We start from the raw sequence: 18,137 nt of genomic DNA, 5'->3' as shown, positions 1-18,137 counted from the left end.
GCCATGTCCGGCAGCGCCGCATACCTGTACGGCGACGACCCGGTGGAGATCAACGCCGGCCGAGCCAAGGCCACCATCACGGTCAGCAACACGGGCGACCGCGCGATCCAGGTCGGTTCGCACTACCACTTCTTCGAGGCCAACCGCGCCCTCGACTTCGACCGCAACGCGGCCTTCGGCAAGCACCTCGACATCCCGGCCGGCACCGCCGTGCGCTTCGAGCCCGGCGACACCAAGGACGTCACGCTCGCCGAGTTCGCCGGGCACCGCCGGCTGGTCGGCTTCAGCAACCTCGTGGACGGCGGCGTCACCGCCCGCGACACCCGGGCCCGTGCCATCGACCGGGCCATCGCCCTCGGCTTCAAGGGCACCAACCTCGACCACAAGGACCACCTGTACGGCGGGGACTCCCACACGCACACCCACGAGGAGGGCGACCACTGATGGCCATCCTGTCCCGCAAGCAGTACACGGACCTGTTCGGCCCCACCGTCGGCGACCGGTTCCACCTCGCCGACACCAACCTCGTGGTCGAGGTCGAGCAGGACTTCAACCAGGGCCACTACGGTGACGAGGCCGTCTACGGCGGCGGCAAGGGCATCCGCGACGGCATGGCCCAGGACCCGGCCGCCACCTCCGTGCAGGGCGCGCTCGACCTGGTCATCACCAACGTGGTCGTCATGGACCCGGTACTCGGCGTGGTCAAGGGCGACATCGGCGTCAAGGACGGCTTCATCACCGCCGTGGGCAAGGCCGGCAACCCGCACACCCAGAGCGGGGTGCACCCCAAGCTGGTGATCGGCCCCGGGACCGACGTGATCTCCGGCGAGCACCTGATCGCCACCGCCGGCGGCGTCGACACCCACATCCACTTCATCGCCCCGCAGCAGGCGCAGGAGGCGCTGAGCAACGGCATCACCACCCTGATCGGCGGCGGCACCGGCCCGTCCGACGGCACCAACGGCACCACGTGTACGCCCGGCCCGTGGAACATCGGCCGGATGTACCAGGCGGTCGAGGACCTCCCGGTCAACGTCGGGCTGCTCGGCAAGGGCAACGGCTCGCTGCCGGGCGCGCTGCGCGAGCAGGTCGAGGCCGGGGTGTGCGGGCTCAAGGTGCACGAGGACTGGGGCAGCACCCCGGCCGCGATCGACAGCGCGCTGCGCGTCGCCGACGAGTACGACGTGCAGGTGGCCATCCACACCGACACCCTCAACGAGGGCGGCTTCTTCGAGGACACCCTGTCCGCGATCGACGGCCGCACCATCCACACCTTCCACACCGAGGGCGCGGGCGGCGGCCACGCCCCCGACATCATGCGGATCGCCGGCGAGCCCAACGTGCTGCCGTCCTCGACCAATCCGACCCTGCCCTACACCGTCAACTCGGTCGACGAACTGCTGGACATGGTGATGGTCTGCCACCACCTCAGCCACGACATCCCCGAGGACGTCTCCTTCGCCGACTCCCGGGTGCGCGCCGAGACCATCGCCGCCGAGACCGTGCTGCACGACGAGGGCGTCATCTCGATCTTCTCCTCCGACTCGCAGGCCATGGGCCGGATCGGGGAGACCTTCACCCGCGCCTTCCAGACCGCCCACCACTGCAAGGCCCAGCGCGGCAAGCTGGCCGGCGACAGCGAGCGCAACGACAACTTCCGGGTGCTGCGCTACCTCGCCAAGCTCACCATCAACCCGGCGATCGCCTCCGGCACCGCCGAGCACATCGGCTCGCTGGAGCCCGGCAAGCTGGCCGACATCGTGCTGTGGCCGATCAACTCCTTCGGTGCCAAGCCCAAGTTGGTCATCAAGGGCGGCATCATCAACTGGGCGCTGATGGGCGACCCCAACGCCTCGCTGCCCACCCCGCAGCCGGTCTACTACCGGCCGATGTTCGGCGCGTTCGGGCGGGCCAAGCAGGCCACCCGGATCACGTTCATGTCCCAGGCCGCCGTCGACCTCGGGGTGCCCGCCCGACTCGGGCTGGACAGCCGGGTGTTGCCGGTGCGGCACTGCCGCTCGGTCGGCAAGCAGCACATGGTGCGCAACGACGCCTTGCCGAAGATCGCGGTCGATCCGGAGACGTACAAGGTCACCCTGGACGGCGAGCCCGCCACCATCGAGCCGGCCCGCGAACTGCCGCTCAACCACCTGTTCTACCTCGCTTGAGCACCCCGGATCCGGGGTTGGACGCCCTGCTGGTCAGCCTCCAGCTGACCGACTCCGCCTTCCCCAGCGGCTTCTACACCCTCTCGCACGGGCTGGAGGGCTACGCCCAGGCGAAGGCCGTCACCGCCGACACCATGCCCGCGCTGCTCGCCGACCTGCTGCGGCACAGCGTCGGGCCGGCCGACGCCACCGCCCTGGCACTGGCCCACCGGGCCGCCTCGGCCGGGGACTGGGAGCTGCTGGCCGAGACCGACCAGCGGCTGCACGCCACCAAGCTCAACCGTGAGCTGCGGCTCGCCGCCACCCGCACCGGGCGCCAACTCCTGGACATCGCCCGGGAGTCGGTGGGTGGCGAGCCGCTGGACAGGTACGCCGGCCTGGTCGCCGACAAGCGCGCCCCCGGTTGCCAGGCGGTGGCCGCCGGGGTCGCCTACGCCTCGGCCGCCGTACCGGTCGAACAGGCCGTCGCCGGCGACCTGTTCGCCTTCTGCACCAGCTTCGTCGGCGCCGCGCTGCGCCTGCGGCTGACCGACCACCGCAAGGCGCAGGTGGTGCTGCGGGCCGCCGCCCCGGTCATCCGGGAGGTGGTGGCGGCCGCGCTGGTACGGGAGTTGGCGGACCTCGGCGGCTGCGTACCGGTCGCGGACGCGATGTCCGGTCGGCACGAACGGGCCGAGGCCCGGCTGTTCGCGAGCTGAACTCACTCACTCACTCATCAGGGAGATCGCATGACCGAGAACGTGCTCCGGGTGGGCATCGGTGGCCCGGTCGGCTCCGGCAAGACGGCGCTGATCGAGGCGCTGGTGCCGGTGCTGATCGCGCGCGGCCACCGCCCGGCGGTCATCACCAACGACATCTACACCCAGGAGGATGCCCAGCACGTCCGCCGCACCCTGGCCGGGGTGCTGGACCCCGAGCGGGTGGTCGGCGTGGAGACCGGCGCCTGCCCGCACACCGCCGTCCGGGACGACCCGACCATGAACCTCGCCGCCGGGGCCGAGATGCTGGAGCGCTTCCCCGACGTCGACACCCTGCTGTACGAGTCCGGCGGCGACAACCTGACGCTGACCTTCAGCCCGGTGCTGGTCGACCTCTTCCTCTTCGTGCTGGACACCGCCGAGGGCGAGAAGATGCCCCGCAAGCGAGGCCCGGGCATCACCGAGTCGGAGCTGCTGGTCATCAACAAGATCGACATCGCCCAGTACGTCCGCGCCGACCTCGGCATCATGGAGTCCGACGCCCGGCGGGTGCGTGAGGGCGGGCCGGTGGTGCTCACCAACTGCCTGACGGGGGAGGGGCTGGAGGAGATCGCGACCTTCCTGGAGACCTTCCGGAAGGTCCCGGCGTGACGGCTCCCGTGGCGGCCGGTTCGGGGGCCGGTCCGGTGGATGGTCCCGGGGCCGGTGCGGCGGCCGGTTCGGTGGCCGATCCGGTGGCTGGCCGGGTGGCCGCTCCCGCGGCCCCGCCCCGGCTCGACCCCCGGCACTACGAGCCCGCCCGCGTCCCGTACGAGGTCCGCCGGCACGCCGGGACGCCCGACACCCTCGCGGTCGGGCGCCCCGGCAAGGTCGGGCTGCTGGAACTGGCCTTCGAGAGGATCGGCGGGCGCACCGAACTCACCGGCCACTACCAGAAGTCGCCGTTGCAGATCATGCGCCCGCTGTACTTCGACCCGGCCCGCCCCGACCTCGCCGTCACCCTCCTGATGTCCACCGGCGGCGGCATCCTGCAGGCCGACCGGCTGCGCACCGACATCCGCTGCGGGGCCGACGCGGCGGTCCACCTGACCACCCAGGCGGCCACCAAGGTCTACCGGATGGAGTACGACTACGCGACGCAGCTGGTCAACCTGGAGGCCGGGCCGGGCGCGTACGTGGAGTACCTGCCCGAGCCGGTGATCCCCTTCGTCGACTCGCGCCTCTACCAGCGCACGGTGCTGACCGTCGACGCCGGGGCGACGGTGCTGGCCGGTGAGACCGTGCTGGCCGGCCGCCTCGCCCGGGGCGAGCGCAACGCCTACCAGGTGTTCGCCTCCGACCTCGAAGTGCGGCGCCCGGGAGGTGAGTTGGTGGCCCTGGACACCGTACGGCTGGAGCCCGCCGGCGGCGGAGTGGCCGGCCCGGCCGTGCTCGGCGGGCACGATGTGATGTCCAGCCTGTACGTGCTCAGCCCGCTCGCCCCGGCCGCGCGGATCGCCGACGTGCTGCACGAGGCGCTGGCGGAGCGCGGACTGCTGTACGGGGTCAGCGTGCTGCCGCAGGACAGCGGGGCCTGGCTGCGGCTGCTCGACTCCGACACCCGGGCCTGCGCGGCCGCGCTGCGGGCGGCCTGGGACGCGGTGCGGCGGCTGCTGATCGGGGTCCCGGCGCCGGACCTGCGGAAGACCTGAGGGCCTCCGGGGCCAGCGGCCGCGGGGTCAGGGGCTCTCGGGATCCTTGTGCGCCAGGCGGGCGATCTGCCGGTGGCTGAGCTCGACCGTGCGGTCCATGTGCCTTAGCAGGAAGGCGAGTTCGGCCTCGCTGTCCTCGGCGAAGGCGGCCGCCCAGTCGCCGCCGAGGTCCCGCCACACCTCCCCGAAGCGCCGCAGTGCGTCGGGGAGGACGGCGACCAGGACCCGGCGGCGGTCCGCCTCGTCCCGCCGCCGGGTGACCAGGCCCGCCTTCTCCAGCCGGTCGACCAGCCGGGTCGCCGAGCCGCTGGTGAGCCCGGTCAGCTCGGCGATCCGGCCGGTGGTGACCGGGCCGTCCTCGAGGGTGAGCAGGTTGAGGCACTGGACGTCGGTCGGGTGCATGCCGAGGTGGTCGGCGACGGCCTGGTTGAACAGCACGTAGGAGGCCAGGTAGCGGCGTGAGACCGGCCAGAGCCGGGCCATCAGTTCGTCGCGGGAGGGCGTCATGGGGTCAGGGTAACCGGCGGCCCGATGGAAAGTTGTGCCGCGCAGGGATCTGTCCGGATGTTGCCTGCATGGCGCAGTTAACTGGCGAGCCGCCCGTCACCGGCGCCACCGCCGTCGCCGCTGCCATCGCCGCGGCCAGTGGACGCCCGATCCGCTGCGAGGGGGTGCCGCGGAGAGAGTGGCGGAGCGGCAGCGAAGCGAACGGCGTGACAAGCGGCGGAGTGAACGGCGGAGTGAACGGCGTACGGGCGCCGGGCAGTGCGCCCGGTGAGCCGGGCGGGTTCGCGCCAGGCCGGCGGCCCCGGCATCAGTGCAGCTCAGGGCCCATGCCGGGAGGTCCGGGGCGGGCCCGGCGGTGGGCGGTGGGTGGCCGGTTCCGTACGGGCCGGTCGTCCGTGTGCCGATGATCCGCCCGCGGGCGGCCACCCCCGCTGCTACACCCGTGGGGCGGGCAGTGGCGCACCGGGCGCCCGGGCCCGACTCGGGAGGCACAGTGGGGAACCGGAGCGGAGACGACCGGATCTGGGTGCGCGGACACTACCGCCGCAGGTCCGCCCCTGGTGGCGCCGCCGTCAAGGGCGGCGGCTGGCTGATCGCGGGTGCGCTGGCCGCCGTCTGGCTCTGGGGCCACTTCGTCGGCTTCGCCGACACCCCGCCGCAGCCCGCTCCGCAGCACACCCCGGCCCCGACCGCGATCGGCGCCCCCTGATGGCCCGTCCGGGGGCCCGGCTGATCCGCCGCCCGCGCGGCGCGCGGGAGCAACTCGCGGCGGGTGTGGTGGGGTTGGCCGTCGCCGTGCTGGTCGTCGGGGTGACCCAGGCCCTGCTGCGGTCCTGGGTGTTCCTCGCGGTGGTCTCGGCGCTCGCCCTCGCCTCCGCCGCCCGCGCGCCCGTCCTCGGCCGCGCCCGCACCCGGCGCCTCGCCGCCCTGCGGATACCGCTCGCCACCGTGGACGTCATGGACGACCGGAGCTTCGAGTACGCGCTGCGCGACCTGCTGGTCCGCGACGGCTGGAGCGCCGAGCGGGTCGGCGGGCAGTTCGACCAGGCGGCCGACGTGATCGGCCACCACCCGGACCTCGGCCGCATCGTCGTCCAGGCGAAGCACACCAGGGTCGCGGCGAAGGTCGGTGTGAAAGTGATGTACGAGGTGAAGGGCACCGCGGGCCCCGCCCACGGCGCGGACGTGGCGGTGGTGGTGACCAACGGCGGGCTCACCCGGGGCGCCATGGCCTGGGGCGACCGGCACGCCGTCCACTGGCTGGACCGGGCGCGGCTGGAGGTGTGGGCGGCGGCCGGGGTCCCGCTGGAGGAGGTGCTGGGCCTCAGGAGGAGGCGTCCCGGCAAAGCCGCCTGACGGTCCGTCGGCTCAGAGTGGATGGCGCGCGGCAGGTCGGATTCGAAGGGGTGGCACGATTCGTCAGATCTGGCGGGAGCTGCCCCAGCGTTCCACGAACTTCCGCTGCCAGGGCGTCTCCACCGCGTGCCGGCTGTAGTGCTCCCGCACGTACCCGACCGCCTCCTTTGCCGGGACGCCGTCCAGCACCGCGATGCAGGCGAGCGCCGTGCCGGTGCGCCCCCGGCCGCCCGCGCAGGCGAGTTCGACCCGCTCGCCCCCGCAGCGCTCCCACGCCTCGCGGAAGGCCTCGGCCGCGTCCGCGCGGTCCGCGGGCAGCCGGAAGTCGGGCCAGCGCACCCAGCGGCTCTCCCAGGGGAGCGGCGTCGGTTCGCGGTCCAGCAGGTAGAAGCCGACGTCGGGCCGGGGGCCGGGCGGCAACGGGTTGCGGACGCCCCGGCCGCGCAGCAGCCGCCCGGAGGGCAGGCGCAGCACGCCGGGGGCCGCTGGGTCCCAACCGGTCCGCGCTGAAGGGTCGGTCATGTCGTCTCGCCGCTCTCAGACGCCGGCGTGGCCGACGAGCTTCAGGCTGTGCTCCCACAACTCCGCGCGGGCCCGCAGGTCGTAGGCCTGGCGGTTGGCGCGGGCCTCGCGCAGCCGGTCGTAGTAGCGGCCGGTGGTGCCCACGAGGCCGGGGTCGGTGACCAGCCGGTGGGTGGCGGTGACGCCGTCCTCCAGGGTGTCGATGCTGTAGCCGATCTCCCGCAGGACCATCTTGGTGGGCATGTACGTCGACGGGTGGAGGCTGTTGACGGTCAACTCGGCGGCGGGCACCCGGGCGGCGAGTTCGAAGCCGCAGGCGACCTGGGCGAGCTTGCTGCGGCAGTACGCGCTCATCCCGCTGTAGTCGTGCTCCAGCATCAGGTCGTCGAAGTCGACCTCCTCCTGCCCGGCGGAAGCGACGTTGACGATCCGGGCGGGGGCGCTGGCGCGGAGCAGCGGCAGTAGTTCGAGGCTGAGCAGGAAGCCGGCCAAGTGGTTGACGGCGAACCGCAGTTCGTGGCCGTCGGCGCTGGTACGACGGGTGCGGCCGTCGGGTTCGCCGCCGCCGACGCCCGCGTTGTTGACCAGGACGTCGAGCCGGTCGGTGGTGGCGCGGACCTCGGCGGCGAGGGCGCGGACCTGGTCCAGCTCGGCGAGGTCGGCCAGCAGGGTGGCCGGGCGGTCGACGCCGTGGGCCGCGGCGATCTCCTCGGCGGTGCGGTCCAGTCGGCCCTGGTCGCGCCCGTGCAGCAGGACGGTGTCGCCCTCGGCGGCGAGGCGGTGGGCGAGGGCGCGGCCGAGGCCGTCGGTGGAGCCGGTGATGAGGACGGTCCGCGGCGGGGTGGGCGGGGTCATCGGGGTTCCTGTCATCGGACGGGGCGGCGGTGGCGGCCGACACCGCCCGGGGCGGTTGTCGTCGGTCGGGGCGGTTGTCGTCGGTCGGGGTGGCGGAGCCGGATCAGGATGCCACGTGCAGCCGGGCGGTGCCGGGCATTCCGGCCCGGTGGGCCAGCGCGGCCGCCTCGCCGCGCGAGCTGACGCCCAACTTGGCCAGGATGTTGGCGACATGGAACTTCACCGTGGACTCGCTGATGTGCAGCGCCTCGGCGATGTCCCGGTTGCGCCGGCCCTGGGCCAGCTGGTCGAGCACCTCCAGTTCGCGCGGCTGGAGCCCGTCGAGCGGGTCGGTGGCGGCGGCCGCCGCCGGTAGTCCGAGCGGCAGGTCGACCGTCACCGTGGTCCCCCAGCCGGGGACCGACTCGACGCCGTAGTGCCCGCCGAGGGCGGCGATCCGGTCGGCGGTGCGGTGGACGGCGAGGGCGTCGGCGGCGAGCAGGCCGAGGCCGTCGTCGCGCACCACCGCGCGCAGCGCGCCGTCCGCCGTGAACTGCCAGCCCAGGTGCAGCTTGGTCGGCTTCTCCTGTTCCAGCATCAGCATCACGGCGACCCGGACGGCGTCCCGAGCGGTGTGCGCGGTGTCCGCCGGGACGGACCGGGTGGCGTCGGACGGCGGGGCGAGGTCGAGCCGCACCCGGGTGTGCCGCAGCAGCGGGCGCAGCTCGCGGGCCAGCCGGGCGAAGGCGGCGTCGGCGGGCTCCTCGCTGAGCGCCCGGTCGAGGTCGGCGGCGCGGCGCAGGTCCAGCAGGGCGGTGACGGCCAGCTCGGTGGCGGCCCGGCGGGCGGCGGTGTCGTCCAGGTCGGCGGAGCGCAGCGGCGCCAGGACGGCGGTCAGGGCCGCGCTGTGGGTGCCGGTGAACTCGGCGATGGCCCGGGCGCGGGTGTCGGCGGCGGTACGGGAGATCATCGCGTTGGTGGGGGCGGCGTCGGTGGCGCGGTGCGCGGAGTGGGCGATCACCAGCTCGCACAGCTGCTGGAGGACGGCGAGCGCGCCGGGGGCCACCGGCCGGGCGTCGGCCCGGACGAGCACCAGCAGCACCCCCTTGTCGTCACCCGGCGCGGCGACCGCCACCACCGGCCTGGTGCGGCCCGCGAGTTCGGCCTCGCCCTGCCAGGGGCGGCCGGTCGAGGTCGTCCCGGCGGCGCGGTCGGCCAGCCGGGACAGCTCCAGGCCGGTGACGCCCTCGGTGACTTCGCGCGGGCCGTGGGTGTGGGCGGGGGCGTAGGTGCAGACGCCGCTGAGGTGGGCGATCGCGGTGTGCGGGACGAGTGTGCCGAGCACCTCGGACAGCCGCGGCACCAGCTCGGGCCGGGGCGCGCGCAGCACCTCGACGGCCCGCGCCAGCGCGTCCTCGGGGCGGCCCCAGTGCTGCTGCCAGGCGTCGTCCGTGCCGTCCGTGCTCTCGATGCCGTTCACGTCCATGCCTCTCACCCTAGCTTCGGAGCGGCTGCCGACCGCCCCTCCCTTCGGCCAGCTCGAACTGTCCGAACGGCCGGGCCGAGGGGCGGTGCGGGCGCCGCAGGATGGATCCGTCGGAACGAACAACTCCCGGACGAACCGAGGATCTTCCATGAGCAAGGCGATCGCCTTCCCCCAGTACGGCGGCGCGGACGTGCTGCGCCCGATCGAGATCGAGCTGCCCGCCCCCGGGCCCGGCCAGGTGCGGGTCGCGGTCCGCGCGGTGGGCGTCAACCCGCTGGACCACAAGCTGCGCAGCGGCGAGCTGGACGGGTTCTTCCCGGTCACCTTCCCCGCCGTGCCCGGCTACGAGCTGTCCGGGGTGGTGGAGGCGGTCGGCGCGGAGGTGACCGGCTTCGCGCCCGGCGACGAGGTGTTCGGCGCCCTGATGGGCGGCGGCTACGCCGAGCACGCGCTGCTGGCCGCCGACGAGCTGGTGCTCAAGCCGGCCACGCTGAGCTGGGAGGAGGCCGCGGCGATCCCGGTCGCCGCCGAGACCTCCGAGCGGGCCCTGGCCGTCCTCGGCGTCCGCTCCGGCGAGACGCTGCTGGTGCACGGCGCGGCCGGCGGGGTCGGCACCCTGCTGCTGCAGATCGCCCGGGCCCGCGGGATCACCGTCGTCGGCACCGCGAGCGAGACCAACCACGACTACCTGCGCGAACTCGGCGCCATTCCGGTGACGTACGGCGAGGGCCTGGCCGAGCGGGTGCGGGCCGCCGCGCCGGGCGGGGTGGACCGGGTGCTGGACGCGGCCGGCAAGGGCGGGGTGCTGCCGCTGTCCATCGAGCTGACGGGCAGCGCGGAGCGGGTGCTGACGATCGCCGACATCGCGGGCTCGCAGCAGCACGGCGTCCGCTTCTCCGGCGGCGCCGAGAACGGCGAGTCGTACCACCGGCGCGCCTTCGCGGCCGCCCTCGCCCTGCACGAGGCGGGCACCCTGCGGCTGCCGGTGCACCAGGTGCTCCCGCTCGCGGAGGCGGCGCGGGCGCAGCGGATCAGCGAGGAGGGGCACGTGCGCGGGAAGATCGTCCTCACGGTCTGAGCGGTCCTCACGATCTGAGCGGTCCTCACGGTCTGAGCGGTCCTCACGGTCTGAGCGGTCCTCACGGTCCGGGCGGTCCGGGCGGTCTGAGTGGTCCAGGTGGTCCGGGCTGGGCCGGGCCGGCTGAGCGGCCGGAACTGTCTGACCAGGCTGAGCTACCGAGCCCGGCGGCGCGGGACCGGTCATCTCGCGGAAGCCCGGCCCCGCGCCGCCGCGCTCGGTAGAGTCCCGCCATGGTGACTCTGAACGCGGCGGGGCGGTTGGCCGGCCGTTCCTGCGTGGTGACGGGCGCGGCCGGCGGCATCGGCCGGGCCGTCGCGGAACGGTTCGTCGGCGAGGGTGCGTCGGTGATCGCCACCGACGTGGACGCCGAGGGGCTGGCCCGGCTGGCCGGGCGGTTCCCGGGGGCCGTCAGCACGGTGGTCGGTGACGTGGCCCGCGACGAGGACGCCCGCCGGATGGTCGGGGCGGCCGTCGAGCGGCACGGGCGGCTCGACGTGCTGGTGGCCAACGCCGGGGTGATCCCGCTGATGGACATCACCGAGGCGACCGCCGAGGACTGGGACCAGGTGATGGCCGTCGACGGCCGCGGCATGTTCCTGACCTGCAAGTACGCGATCGAGGCGATGCTCGCCCAGGAGCGGCCCGGCGGCTCCATCGTCTGCCTGTCCTCCATCTCCGGCGAGGCCGGCCAGCGCGGCCAGGCGGTCTACGGGCCCGCCAAGTTCGTCGCCTCCGGGCTGACCAAGCACCTCGCCGTCGAATGGGCTGACCGCGGCATCCGGGTCAACGCCGTCGCCCCCGGAACCATCGGCACCGAGCGGGTCGCCCGGCTGCGGGACGAGCCCGGCGGGCCCGAGTACCTCGCGGCGATCGAGAAGCTGCACCCGATGGGCCGCCTCGGGTACCCCGCCGAGGTCGCCGCCGCCGTCCTCTTCCTCGCCTCCGACGAGGCCTCCTTCATCACCGGGGCGGTCCTGCCGGTCGACGGCGGCTACCTGGCGCAGTAGGGGCGTACGGGCGCTCGGCCACCAGGTGTTGGTCTCCCACTTCCACCGGACGGTCGTCCGGCTCCAGGGCCAGCGGGTCGTCGGCCAGTTCGGCGATCCAGGTCAGCAGCATCGGAGCAGTGTCCCAGCGCGGGTTCGTCCTGCGCCGGGAGCGGCGCTAGCGGGCGAACAGCTCGACCAGCGCCGACACCCCGTCCGACCCGTGCCCGGCGTCGACGGCCCGCCCGGTCACCGCGAGCGCGGCGTCCAGGACGGAGGTGTCCAGGCCGCGGGCGCGGGCGGTGTGGGCGACGTGGGCGAGCCCGGCCGCCGCGGAGGCCACGCTGCTGCGGTCGCCCGGGTGGTGGCGCTCGTCCGCGCGCCGGGCGAAGTCCTCGATCAGCGGGCCCAGCAGTGGGGGCAGGGCCTGGGCGTACGGGGCGAGTTCGCCGCCGCCGATGCCCTCGGCGCGGGCCAGGGCCAGGGCGTGGGCCAGGCCGTGCACGGTGGTCCAGAACAGGTCCAGCAGGGCCGCGTCGAAGGCGGCCGCCCGTCCGGGGTCGGTGCCGACGTGCCGGACGGTGCCCAGCGCCCGGAGGGCCGGCTCGTGCGCGGCGAAGGCCTCGGGGTCACCGCTCAGCAGGACGGTGCCCGCCGGGGTGCCGATGGTCGGGGTGGGGGTGAGGATCGCCGCGTCGAGGTGGCGGTGGCCCCGGGTGGCGGTCTCGGCGGCGTTGGCGCGGGCGTCCGCCGGGGCGATCGAGGTGGCGTTGACGACGGTCCGGCCGCGCAGCGCCGCCCCGGCGGTGTCCAGTACCGCCCGGGCGGCCGGCTGGTCGCGGACGCAGAGCAGCGCGAGCGGGGCGGAGGCCACGGCCGCGGCGACGGTCCCGGCCGCCCGCGCGCCCCGGGCGAGCAGCTCGCCCTCCCGGCCGGGGGTGCGGTTCCAGACCGTGACGGGGTGGCCGGCGGCCAGCAGCGCCCCGGCCAGTGCCCGGCCCATCGGGCCGAGTCCGAGCACGGCAACGGCGTTGCCGGAAAAGGGGGTTGAGGAAGATTGTTCGTTCGGCATGGCGGTTACGCTAGACCTTCACGCCGACGGCAGGGTCAAGCCGGAGGCAGCTCGACGGGAGGTGCCGCGATGCGGATCGGAGAACTCGCCCGGCGGACCGGGGTCACCCCGCGCGCCCTGCGCTACTACGAGGAGCAGGGGCTGCTCACCCCCGAACGCCGCCCCAGCGGCTACCGGGATTACGGCGACCGGGACGTGGACACCGTCCACGGCATCCGCACCCTGCTCGCGGCCGGCCTCAGCAGCAGCGTGATCGCCGAGATCCTCCCGGGCCTGCCGCTGCCCGGGCAGCGCCGTCCCGGCCCGACCTGCCCGGAGCTGCTCGACGGCCTGGCCCGGGAACGGGCCCGGATCACCCGGCAGCTGGAGGAACTCGCGGCCGCGCGCGACCTGTTGGACGCCGTCATGGGCGCGGAGGCGCCCAGCGAGGTGATCCGCACCCCCCGGCCGGAGCCGGCCGAGCGGAAGGGCGCCGAGCGGAAGTCCGTGGGGCGGAAGGCCCCAGAACGGAAGGCCCCAGAACGGAAGGCCGTGGGGCGGAAGGCCGCGGGGAAAACGGGTGGCGGACGGCCACGCCTCGTGCTGGAGTGACCGGATGGATCGTGATCACGTACGTGCCCTGTTCGACCAGCGGATCCGGCGCGACGCGCAGCCGGACGGCCCCGGCGTCCGCGTGGAGCGCGACGGCGCCGTGGTGCGCCTGGTCGGCGGGGAGCGCGCCTGGAACGGCATCGTCTGGTCCGGTCTGGACGAGGCCGGGGCGGACGCCGCGATCGCCGCGCAGGTGGCCCACTTCACCGGGCTGGGCCTGGAGTTCGAGTGGAAGACCTACGCCCACGACCAGCCCGCCGACCTCGGCCGTCGGCTGCTCGCGGCCGGGTTCACCGCCGAACCGGACGAGGCGCTGATGATCGCCCGGATCGCCGACCTGCCCACCGACGCGGCCCTGCCGGAGGGCGTCCGGCTGGAGCCGGTGACCGACGAGGCCGGGGTCGACCTCATGGTCGTCGCCCACGAGCTGTCCTTCGGTACCGAATCGCCCGCCCTGCGCGAGCGGCTGCTCGACCACCTGCGGCACGACTCGGAGACGCTCCTCATGGTCGTCGCGATGGTCGGCGACCAGCCGGTCAGCGCAGCCCGGATGGAACTCACCCCGGGCACCGGGTTCGCGGGCCTGTGGGGCGGCGGCACCGTCCCGGGCTGGCGAGGCCGGGGCATCTACCGGGCCCTGGTCGCCCACCGGGCCCGCCAGGCCGCCGAACTGGGCTACGAGTACCTCCAGGTCGACGCGAGCGACCAGAGCCGCCCGATCCTGGAGCGGCTCGGCTTCGCCCGGTTGAGCACCACCACGCCGTACGTGTACCAGCCGTAGCGGCCCCGGGGGGGGGAAGGGCAGGAGGCAGCTGACAACCAACGGCTGACAGATGTCGACATCTGTCAGCTGTTATCTGTTATCTGTCAGCTGAAACCCGGCACCCGCCGATCCCGCCCTCACCGGAGCCGCTCCACCACCACCATCGCCGCGTCGTCGTCCAACCGGCGGCCGACGTGGGCGAGTAGGTCGCGGCGCAGGTGGTGCAGCAGGACGCCCGGGCGTTCGGCCTGCCAGGCGGTGACCCGTTCGGTGAGTGGGTAGAAGCGGCGCTGGGCGTCCCGGGCCTCGATCACGCCGTCGGTGTAGATCAGCAGCCGGTCGCCGGGACGGAACGGGTAGGTCTGCACCTCGTAGGAGACCGGGGCGAGCTCGCCGAGGCCGAGCGGCGGTGCCGGGTGCCGGGTGGTGAGCGTGGTGACGCCCTCCGGGCGCAGCAGCAGCGGGGGCGGGTGGCCGCAGTCGATCAGGTGGACGAGCGCCTCGTCGTCCGGGATGTCGAGCAGGACGGCGGTGATGAACGACTCGCCGCCCTCGTCCGGTGCGTCCTCGGGCGGCCGCGGGTGCCGGGACCGTTCGGCCTGCCGGGCCTCGGCCAACTGGGCGAGGTCCCAGCAGACGCTGCCGTCCAGGTACTCGGCCAGGCCCGGCAGGTCCGCGTGCAGGTGGGCGGCGGCCCGGAAGGCGCCGAGCAGCAGGGCCGCGTCGCCGAGCGAGGCCAGCCCCTTGCCGCGGACGTCGCCGACCAGCAGCCGGGTGCCGTCGGTGGTCCGGGCGGCCGCGTAGAGGTCGCCGCCGACCTGCGCCTCGGCCTCGGCGGCCAGGTAGACGGAGGCCAGGTGCAGCGTCCCGATCCGTTCCGGCAGCGGGCGCAGCAGTACCCGCTGGGCGGCCTCGGAGACGGAGCGCACCCTGGCCAGTTCGCGTTCGTGCCGGGCGCGCAGCACCCGCAGGCCGACGATCAGCACCGAGACGATCACCTGGGCGCTGAGCTGGGTCTCGATGTTGGCGCTTGTCAGGCCGTCCCGGACGGCGCCGATGACGGTGAGCGCGGCGATGGCGAGCAGAGCGACCGCGGCGGTGGCCCGGGGGCCCGCCAAGGAGGCGGTGAGGGCAGGGGCGACGATCAGCAGCGGGCCGAGGTGGATCTCCGGCGGCGAGAGGATGTCGACGACGGTGATCACGACGATCAGTGCGAGCGGCAGTGCCGTCATCATGCGCCGGTCGGGCCGCCAGGAGTGGCGGCGGGCGCGTGGACGGGACTGGTCGGGACGCTGCCGGAGGGGCACCTCTCCTCTGTACACCGTGGGAGTGGTGGGGCGCACCCCGGGACGGCGGTCCCGGGCTGTGGAGCCCGGTGTGCCGGGCCGGCCCTTCCGGCCCGAGGCCGGTCCTCCGGGGCCGAGGTCGGCCCCGCGCCGGAGATCAGCAGCCACGCGCCGGTGATCAGCCCCGCGCCGGTGATCAGCCGTTCCGGCGGGAGGGAAGCCTCGCGTCGGAGGTCAGCCTTCCTCGCCGTACCGGGCCAGGTAGTCGGCGAAGCGGGCGACGTCCTCGTCGGACCAGTCGGTGAAGCGGGTGGTGAAAGCCGTCCGGCGCTGCTCGTTGGCGTCCCGCAGCAGGGTGAGTCCGGCCTCGGTGGCGCGCAGGATCTGGCCGCGCTGGTCGTCCGGGTCGGCCTCGCGGCGCAGCAGGCCGAGCTTCTCCAGGGCGGTGACCTGGCGGCTGACGGTGGACTTGTCGAGCATGAAGTGCGCGGCCACGTCGGCGGCCCGGCAGCCGCCGCGCTCGGTGATCAGGTCGAGGATGCTGTAGGTGACCAGGGAGAGGTCGGGGTGCAGCTGGGAGGCCTTGTGCCGGGCACGGCGGGCGAAGGCGGTCAGCTCGCGCTGGATGGTGTCGATGGACGACTGGCGGCCGGGCACAGCGTTGCTACCTCCTCGAAATTTGTTGCACTATACAACGGATTCGCCCGGGGTCGTGCGCTGCTCCGTCGCCGGCCCGTCGGCCGGAGCGCCCACGGCCCGGCCTCGCGCGGCCTGCCAGGCACGGGCGGCCGCGATCCGGCGGGTCGCACTCGGGTGAGTGGCGAACAGTAGCTCAAGCAGCCGCGGCGGGTCGACATCCGAGACGTTCACCACCGCCAGTCTGCGCTGCATCGCCACGAACTGCTCGACGTCCCCGGTCAGTTCGAGTGCGTGCCGGTCCGCCCTGGCCTCGATCCGGCGGCTCACCGCGCACTGGGCCGGCCCCGACAGGGCCCTGATGAGCGCCGCGAGCGCGGCCAGCAGCGGCAGCGCCCGGGGGTCGGCCGGGCCGACCGCCCCGGCGGCCGTCACCAGCGGACGCCAGTCGGCCAGCAGGCCCAGCACGGCCACCGCCACGGCGACGCCCACCGCCCCGAGCGCCGTGCCGACCGGTACGTCCCGGTGCTTGACGTGCCCCAGCTCGTGCGCCACCACCAACTCCACCTCGCGCGGCTCCGCGGCCGACAGCAGCGTGTCGTACGCGACGATCCGGCGGGTCGCGCCGAAGCCGGACACGTACGCGTTCAGCGCGGTGGTCCGCCGGGAGGCGTCCGCCACCAGGACGTCCCGCACCCGCACCCCGTCCCGCTCGGCCAGCGCCAGCAGGGCGGTGCGCAGCTCGCCCGGCGGCATCGGGGCGAACCGGTTGAACACCGGCTCGATCAGCAGCGGGTGGAGGAAGGACAGCGCGACCGTCAGCAGCGCCGCCCCGCCCGCCGCCGGCAGCCACCAGTACCGCGGCGACCAGGCCGTCAGCGCGAACAGGCCGAGCACGAGCGGCAGCACCAGCAGCAGGGTGAGCGCGAACGAGCGCAGGGTGTCCGTCGCCCAGCCCGCCCAGCCCTGGGTCACCAGCCCGTACCGGGCCCGGACGGCCCGCACCCCGGCGCCGAAGGGCAGCTGCAGCACCTGGCCCAGCACCACCAGGGCCGTCGCGCCGGCCAGCACCCCGGCCGTCCGGGAGCCGCCGAGCCAGCGGCCGGTGGCGGTCACCAGCGCGGCGCCGGCCGGGGTCAGGCCGAGTACCAGGGTCAGCGCCAGGCCCGCCACCCGGCCGCCGAGCGCCCACGGCAGCTGGGCGCGGCGCAGCGCGCGGCCGCGGGCACGCTCGGCGGGGGCGAAGTCGGTGTCGCCGCCGGGGGCGGTGCGGCGGTCAGCGGCGTCAGCGGCATCGGGGGGTTCAGCGGCATCGGGGGGTTCGGGGGTTTCGGGGGCGTGGGCTTCGGGGTCGGGGGTGTTCATCGGCGGGGTGGCTCCGGCGGGGGGGTGAGGGGGGCGGGTCCAGCATGTCCTACCGCACGTGGCGGGCGCCCACTCGTCGTGACCGTTCGTGGTGCTCGTTCGTGGTGCCTGTTCGTGGCGCCGGCTCACCTGTCGTGAGGCTCAGCCCTCCGTCGGCCCGGTGGCGCCGTGGACCCCGGCGCGCAGCAGCTGGTGACCGAGGTCCACCAGGGCGCGGCCGACCGCGAACTCGTCGCCGACCGCCGGGGCCGGGGTGTCGCGGGGGTTGCGGCGGGCCAGGGCGTCGCTGTGCAGGACGGTGCCGTCGGCGTCCAGCACGGCGTGCACCCGGGTGGTGTCCCGGTCCTCGACCAGGTGCAGGCTGAGCTGCCAATCCTTGGTGCGGGCGGTCTCCGGGGCCCGCACCGCCGCCGCGGCGTCCTCGGCCGGCGGGGCCGGAGCGCGGGCCGTACCGTCCGCCCGGACGATCACCACCGGGCAGACCCCGTGCACCGCGCAGCGGGTGGACACCGAGCCGAGCAGCGTCCGGGCGAAGGTGCCCCGGCCGCGGCTGCCGAGCACCAGCAGGTCCGCGTTCTCGGCCGCCTCCAGCAGCACCTCGGCGGCGTGCCCGGGCACCAGGCTCTCCCGGATCTCCACCGGGCGCTCCGGCCCGACGATCCCGTCGACCTCGGCGGTCAGCGTGCGGTGGGCGGCCTGTTCGAACCCCTCGTCCACCATCGGCGCGAACCAGCCGTACAGCGCGGGGTACTCCCAGGCGGCCACCGCGTGCACGGCGGCCCCGGTGAGGACGGCCTGGTCGACCGCCCAGCGCAGTGCCGCCTTCGACGGCTCCGACCCGTCGATGCCGACCACGATCCGGCGCTTCCGACCGGGGGCCGGTCCGCTGCTGGCCATCACGCACCTCCTCCGCCGCCCAGGCGCGAGCGGGCGTGCGGCCCGCCCGTCCCGCCTGGGCCCTCACCTCCACGCTGCGCGCCGCCCGGCCGGGGCGCCAGGGACGCGGTGGCCGGGTGGGGCCCGGGATCGGGACGGGCGGGCCAGGTGAGAGCGGGTCTCGGTCGCGGCTCCCGCCCCTCCCGCGCCCCCAGTGCC

Annotated in this window: 20 protein-coding genes; 11 read left to right on the top strand and 9 right to left on the bottom strand. The window is 74.8% G+C overall.

The genetic code is table 11. The features are described 5' to 3' along the window. Window positions 1-3: 3 nt before the first annotated feature. From ACZ3YL_RS02805 to ACZ3YL_RS02785, 5 genes are all read left to right on the top strand, one after another. Window positions 4-444, top strand: coding sequence for an urease subunit beta (locus tag ACZ3YL_RS02805; protein ID WP_465654921.1), 441 nt, complete (start codon window positions 4-6; stop codon window positions 442-444). Further along, window positions 444-2,168, top strand: coding sequence for an urease subunit alpha (gene ureC / locus ACZ3YL_RS02800; protein ID WP_188310187.1), 1,725 nt, complete (start codon window positions 444-446; stop codon window positions 2,166-2,168). The genes ACZ3YL_RS02805 and ureC overlap by 1 nt, the downstream gene beginning before the upstream one ends. Then, window positions 2,165-2,866: an urease accessory protein UreF gene (locus tag ACZ3YL_RS02795; RefSeq protein ID WP_188310186.1), complete on the top strand. Its 702-nt coding sequence runs from the start codon at window positions 2,165-2,167 to the stop codon at window positions 2,864-2,866. Before ureC ends, ACZ3YL_RS02795 begins: the two co-directional genes overlap by 4 nt. Before the next feature lie 30 nt (window positions 2,867-2,896). Further along, the gene (gene ureG / locus ACZ3YL_RS02790) at window positions 2,897-3,517 is read left to right on the top strand and encodes an urease accessory protein UreG (RefSeq protein WP_188310185.1); all 621 of its coding nucleotides are present in this window, start codon (window positions 2,897-2,899) and stop codon (window positions 3,515-3,517) included. 95 nt (window positions 3,518-3,612) lie between these two features. Next, the gene (locus ACZ3YL_RS02785; RefSeq protein WP_188310202.1) at window positions 3,613-4,557 is read left to right on the top strand and encodes an urease accessory protein UreD; all 945 of its coding nucleotides are present in this window, start codon (window positions 3,613-3,615) and stop codon (window positions 4,555-4,557) included. Between the two features lie 27 nt (window positions 4,558-4,584). Here ACZ3YL_RS02785 and ACZ3YL_RS02780 read toward each other — a convergent pair whose 3' ends face one another. Beyond that, window positions 4,585-5,064 (bottom strand): MarR family winged helix-turn-helix transcriptional regulator, encoded by a 480-nt coding sequence (locus ACZ3YL_RS02780; RefSeq protein ID WP_188310184.1) that lies wholly within the window; start codon window positions 5,062-5,064, stop codon window positions 4,585-4,587. 493 nt (window positions 5,065-5,557) lie between these two features. Here ACZ3YL_RS02780 and ACZ3YL_RS02775 point away from each other — a divergent pair, with 493 nt between their 5' ends. Next, the gene (locus tag ACZ3YL_RS02775) at window positions 5,558-5,773 is read left to right on the top strand and encodes a hypothetical protein (RefSeq protein ID WP_465654918.1); all 216 of its coding nucleotides are present in this window, start codon (window positions 5,558-5,560) and stop codon (window positions 5,771-5,773) included. Then, on the top strand, window positions 5,773-6,420 hold the full coding sequence (locus tag ACZ3YL_RS02770) for a restriction endonuclease (protein WP_465654916.1): 648 nt from the start codon (window positions 5,773-5,775) through the stop codon (window positions 6,418-6,420). The genes ACZ3YL_RS02775 and ACZ3YL_RS02770 overlap by 1 nt, the downstream gene beginning before the upstream one ends. 63 nt (window positions 6,421-6,483) lie before the next feature. Here the strand turns inward: ACZ3YL_RS02770 and ACZ3YL_RS02765 are convergent, their stop codons facing one another. The 3 genes from ACZ3YL_RS02765 to ACZ3YL_RS02755 form a co-directional block, all read right to left on the bottom strand. Beyond that, window positions 6,484-6,942, bottom strand: coding sequence for a protein-tyrosine phosphatase family protein (locus tag ACZ3YL_RS02765; RefSeq protein WP_188310182.1), 459 nt, complete (start codon window positions 6,940-6,942; stop codon window positions 6,484-6,486). A 15-nt stretch (window positions 6,943-6,957) separates the two neighbouring features. Then, window positions 6,958-7,797 carry an SDR family NAD(P)-dependent oxidoreductase gene (locus ACZ3YL_RS02760; RefSeq protein ID WP_465654914.1) on the bottom strand — a complete coding sequence of 280 codons (840 nt, stop codon included), beginning with the start codon at window positions 7,795-7,797 and terminating at the stop codon, window positions 6,958-6,960. A gap of 103 nt (window positions 7,798-7,900) precedes the next feature. Then, the gene (locus ACZ3YL_RS02755) at window positions 7,901-9,262 is read right to left on the bottom strand and encodes a helix-turn-helix transcriptional regulator (RefSeq protein ID WP_465654912.1); all 1,362 of its coding nucleotides are present in this window, start codon (window positions 9,260-9,262) and stop codon (window positions 7,901-7,903) included. 148 nt (window positions 9,263-9,410) lie between these two features. Between ACZ3YL_RS02755 and ACZ3YL_RS02750 the strand changes: the two genes are divergently transcribed. Both ACZ3YL_RS02750 and ACZ3YL_RS02745 read left to right on the top strand, forming a co-directional pair. Further along, a complete protein-coding gene (locus ACZ3YL_RS02750; protein WP_188310179.1) occupies window positions 9,411-10,340 on the top strand; it encodes an NADP-dependent oxidoreductase in 930 nt (309 codons plus the stop codon). A gap of 233 nt (window positions 10,341-10,573) precedes the next feature. Next, window positions 10,574-11,350, top strand: coding sequence for an SDR family NAD(P)-dependent oxidoreductase (locus tag ACZ3YL_RS02745; protein WP_465654909.1), 777 nt, complete (start codon window positions 10,574-10,576; stop codon window positions 11,348-11,350). A gap of 157 nt (window positions 11,351-11,507) precedes the next feature. On the opposite strand, the gene ACZ3YL_RS02740 is transcribed toward ACZ3YL_RS02745, so the two are convergent. Then, window positions 11,508-12,350 carry an imine reductase family protein gene (locus tag ACZ3YL_RS02740; protein ID WP_465654907.1) on the bottom strand — a complete coding sequence of 281 codons (843 nt, stop codon included), beginning with the start codon at window positions 12,348-12,350 and terminating at the stop codon, window positions 11,508-11,510. 120 nt (window positions 12,351-12,470) lie between these two features. Between ACZ3YL_RS02740 and ACZ3YL_RS02735 the strand changes: the two genes are divergently transcribed. After that, complete coding sequence (locus ACZ3YL_RS02735; RefSeq protein ID WP_188307092.1) at window positions 12,471-12,992, top strand: MerR family transcriptional regulator; 522 nt, start codon at window positions 12,471-12,473, stop codon at window positions 12,990-12,992. A gap of 4 nt (window positions 12,993-12,996) precedes the next feature. Then, window positions 12,997-13,773, top strand: a complete 777-nt coding sequence (locus ACZ3YL_RS02730; protein ID WP_188307093.1) for a GNAT family N-acetyltransferase — start codon at window positions 12,997-12,999, stop codon at window positions 13,771-13,773. Window positions 13,774-13,892: 119 nt separating this feature from the next. Here the strand turns inward: ACZ3YL_RS02730 and ACZ3YL_RS02725 are convergent, their stop codons facing one another. The 4 genes from ACZ3YL_RS02725 to ACZ3YL_RS02710 form a co-directional block, all read right to left on the bottom strand. Beyond that, window positions 13,893-14,990 carry a PP2C family protein-serine/threonine phosphatase gene (locus tag ACZ3YL_RS02725; RefSeq protein ID WP_465655252.1) on the bottom strand — a complete coding sequence of 366 codons (1,098 nt, stop codon included), beginning with the start codon at window positions 14,988-14,990 and terminating at the stop codon, window positions 13,893-13,895. 285 nt (window positions 14,991-15,275) lie between these two features. After that, window positions 15,276-15,698, bottom strand: coding sequence for a MarR family winged helix-turn-helix transcriptional regulator (locus ACZ3YL_RS02720; protein ID WP_188307094.1), 423 nt, complete (start codon window positions 15,696-15,698; stop codon window positions 15,276-15,278). 30 nt (window positions 15,699-15,728) lie between these two features. Then, on the bottom strand, window positions 15,729-17,042 hold the full coding sequence (locus tag ACZ3YL_RS02715; RefSeq protein WP_465654904.1) for a M48 family metalloprotease: 1,314 nt from the start codon (window positions 17,040-17,042) through the stop codon (window positions 15,729-15,731). Window positions 17,043-17,183: 141 nt separating this feature from the next. Next, window positions 17,184-17,939 (bottom strand): universal stress protein, encoded by a 756-nt coding sequence (locus tag ACZ3YL_RS02710; RefSeq protein ID WP_465654902.1) that lies wholly within the window; start codon window positions 17,937-17,939, stop codon window positions 17,184-17,186. Between the last annotated feature and the right edge of the window lie 198 nt (window positions 17,940-18,137).

This window comes from Kitasatospora sp. NPDC023176 (genome assembly GCF_055560495.1).
This window is presented reverse-complemented; position numbering and strand designations above follow the sequence as displayed.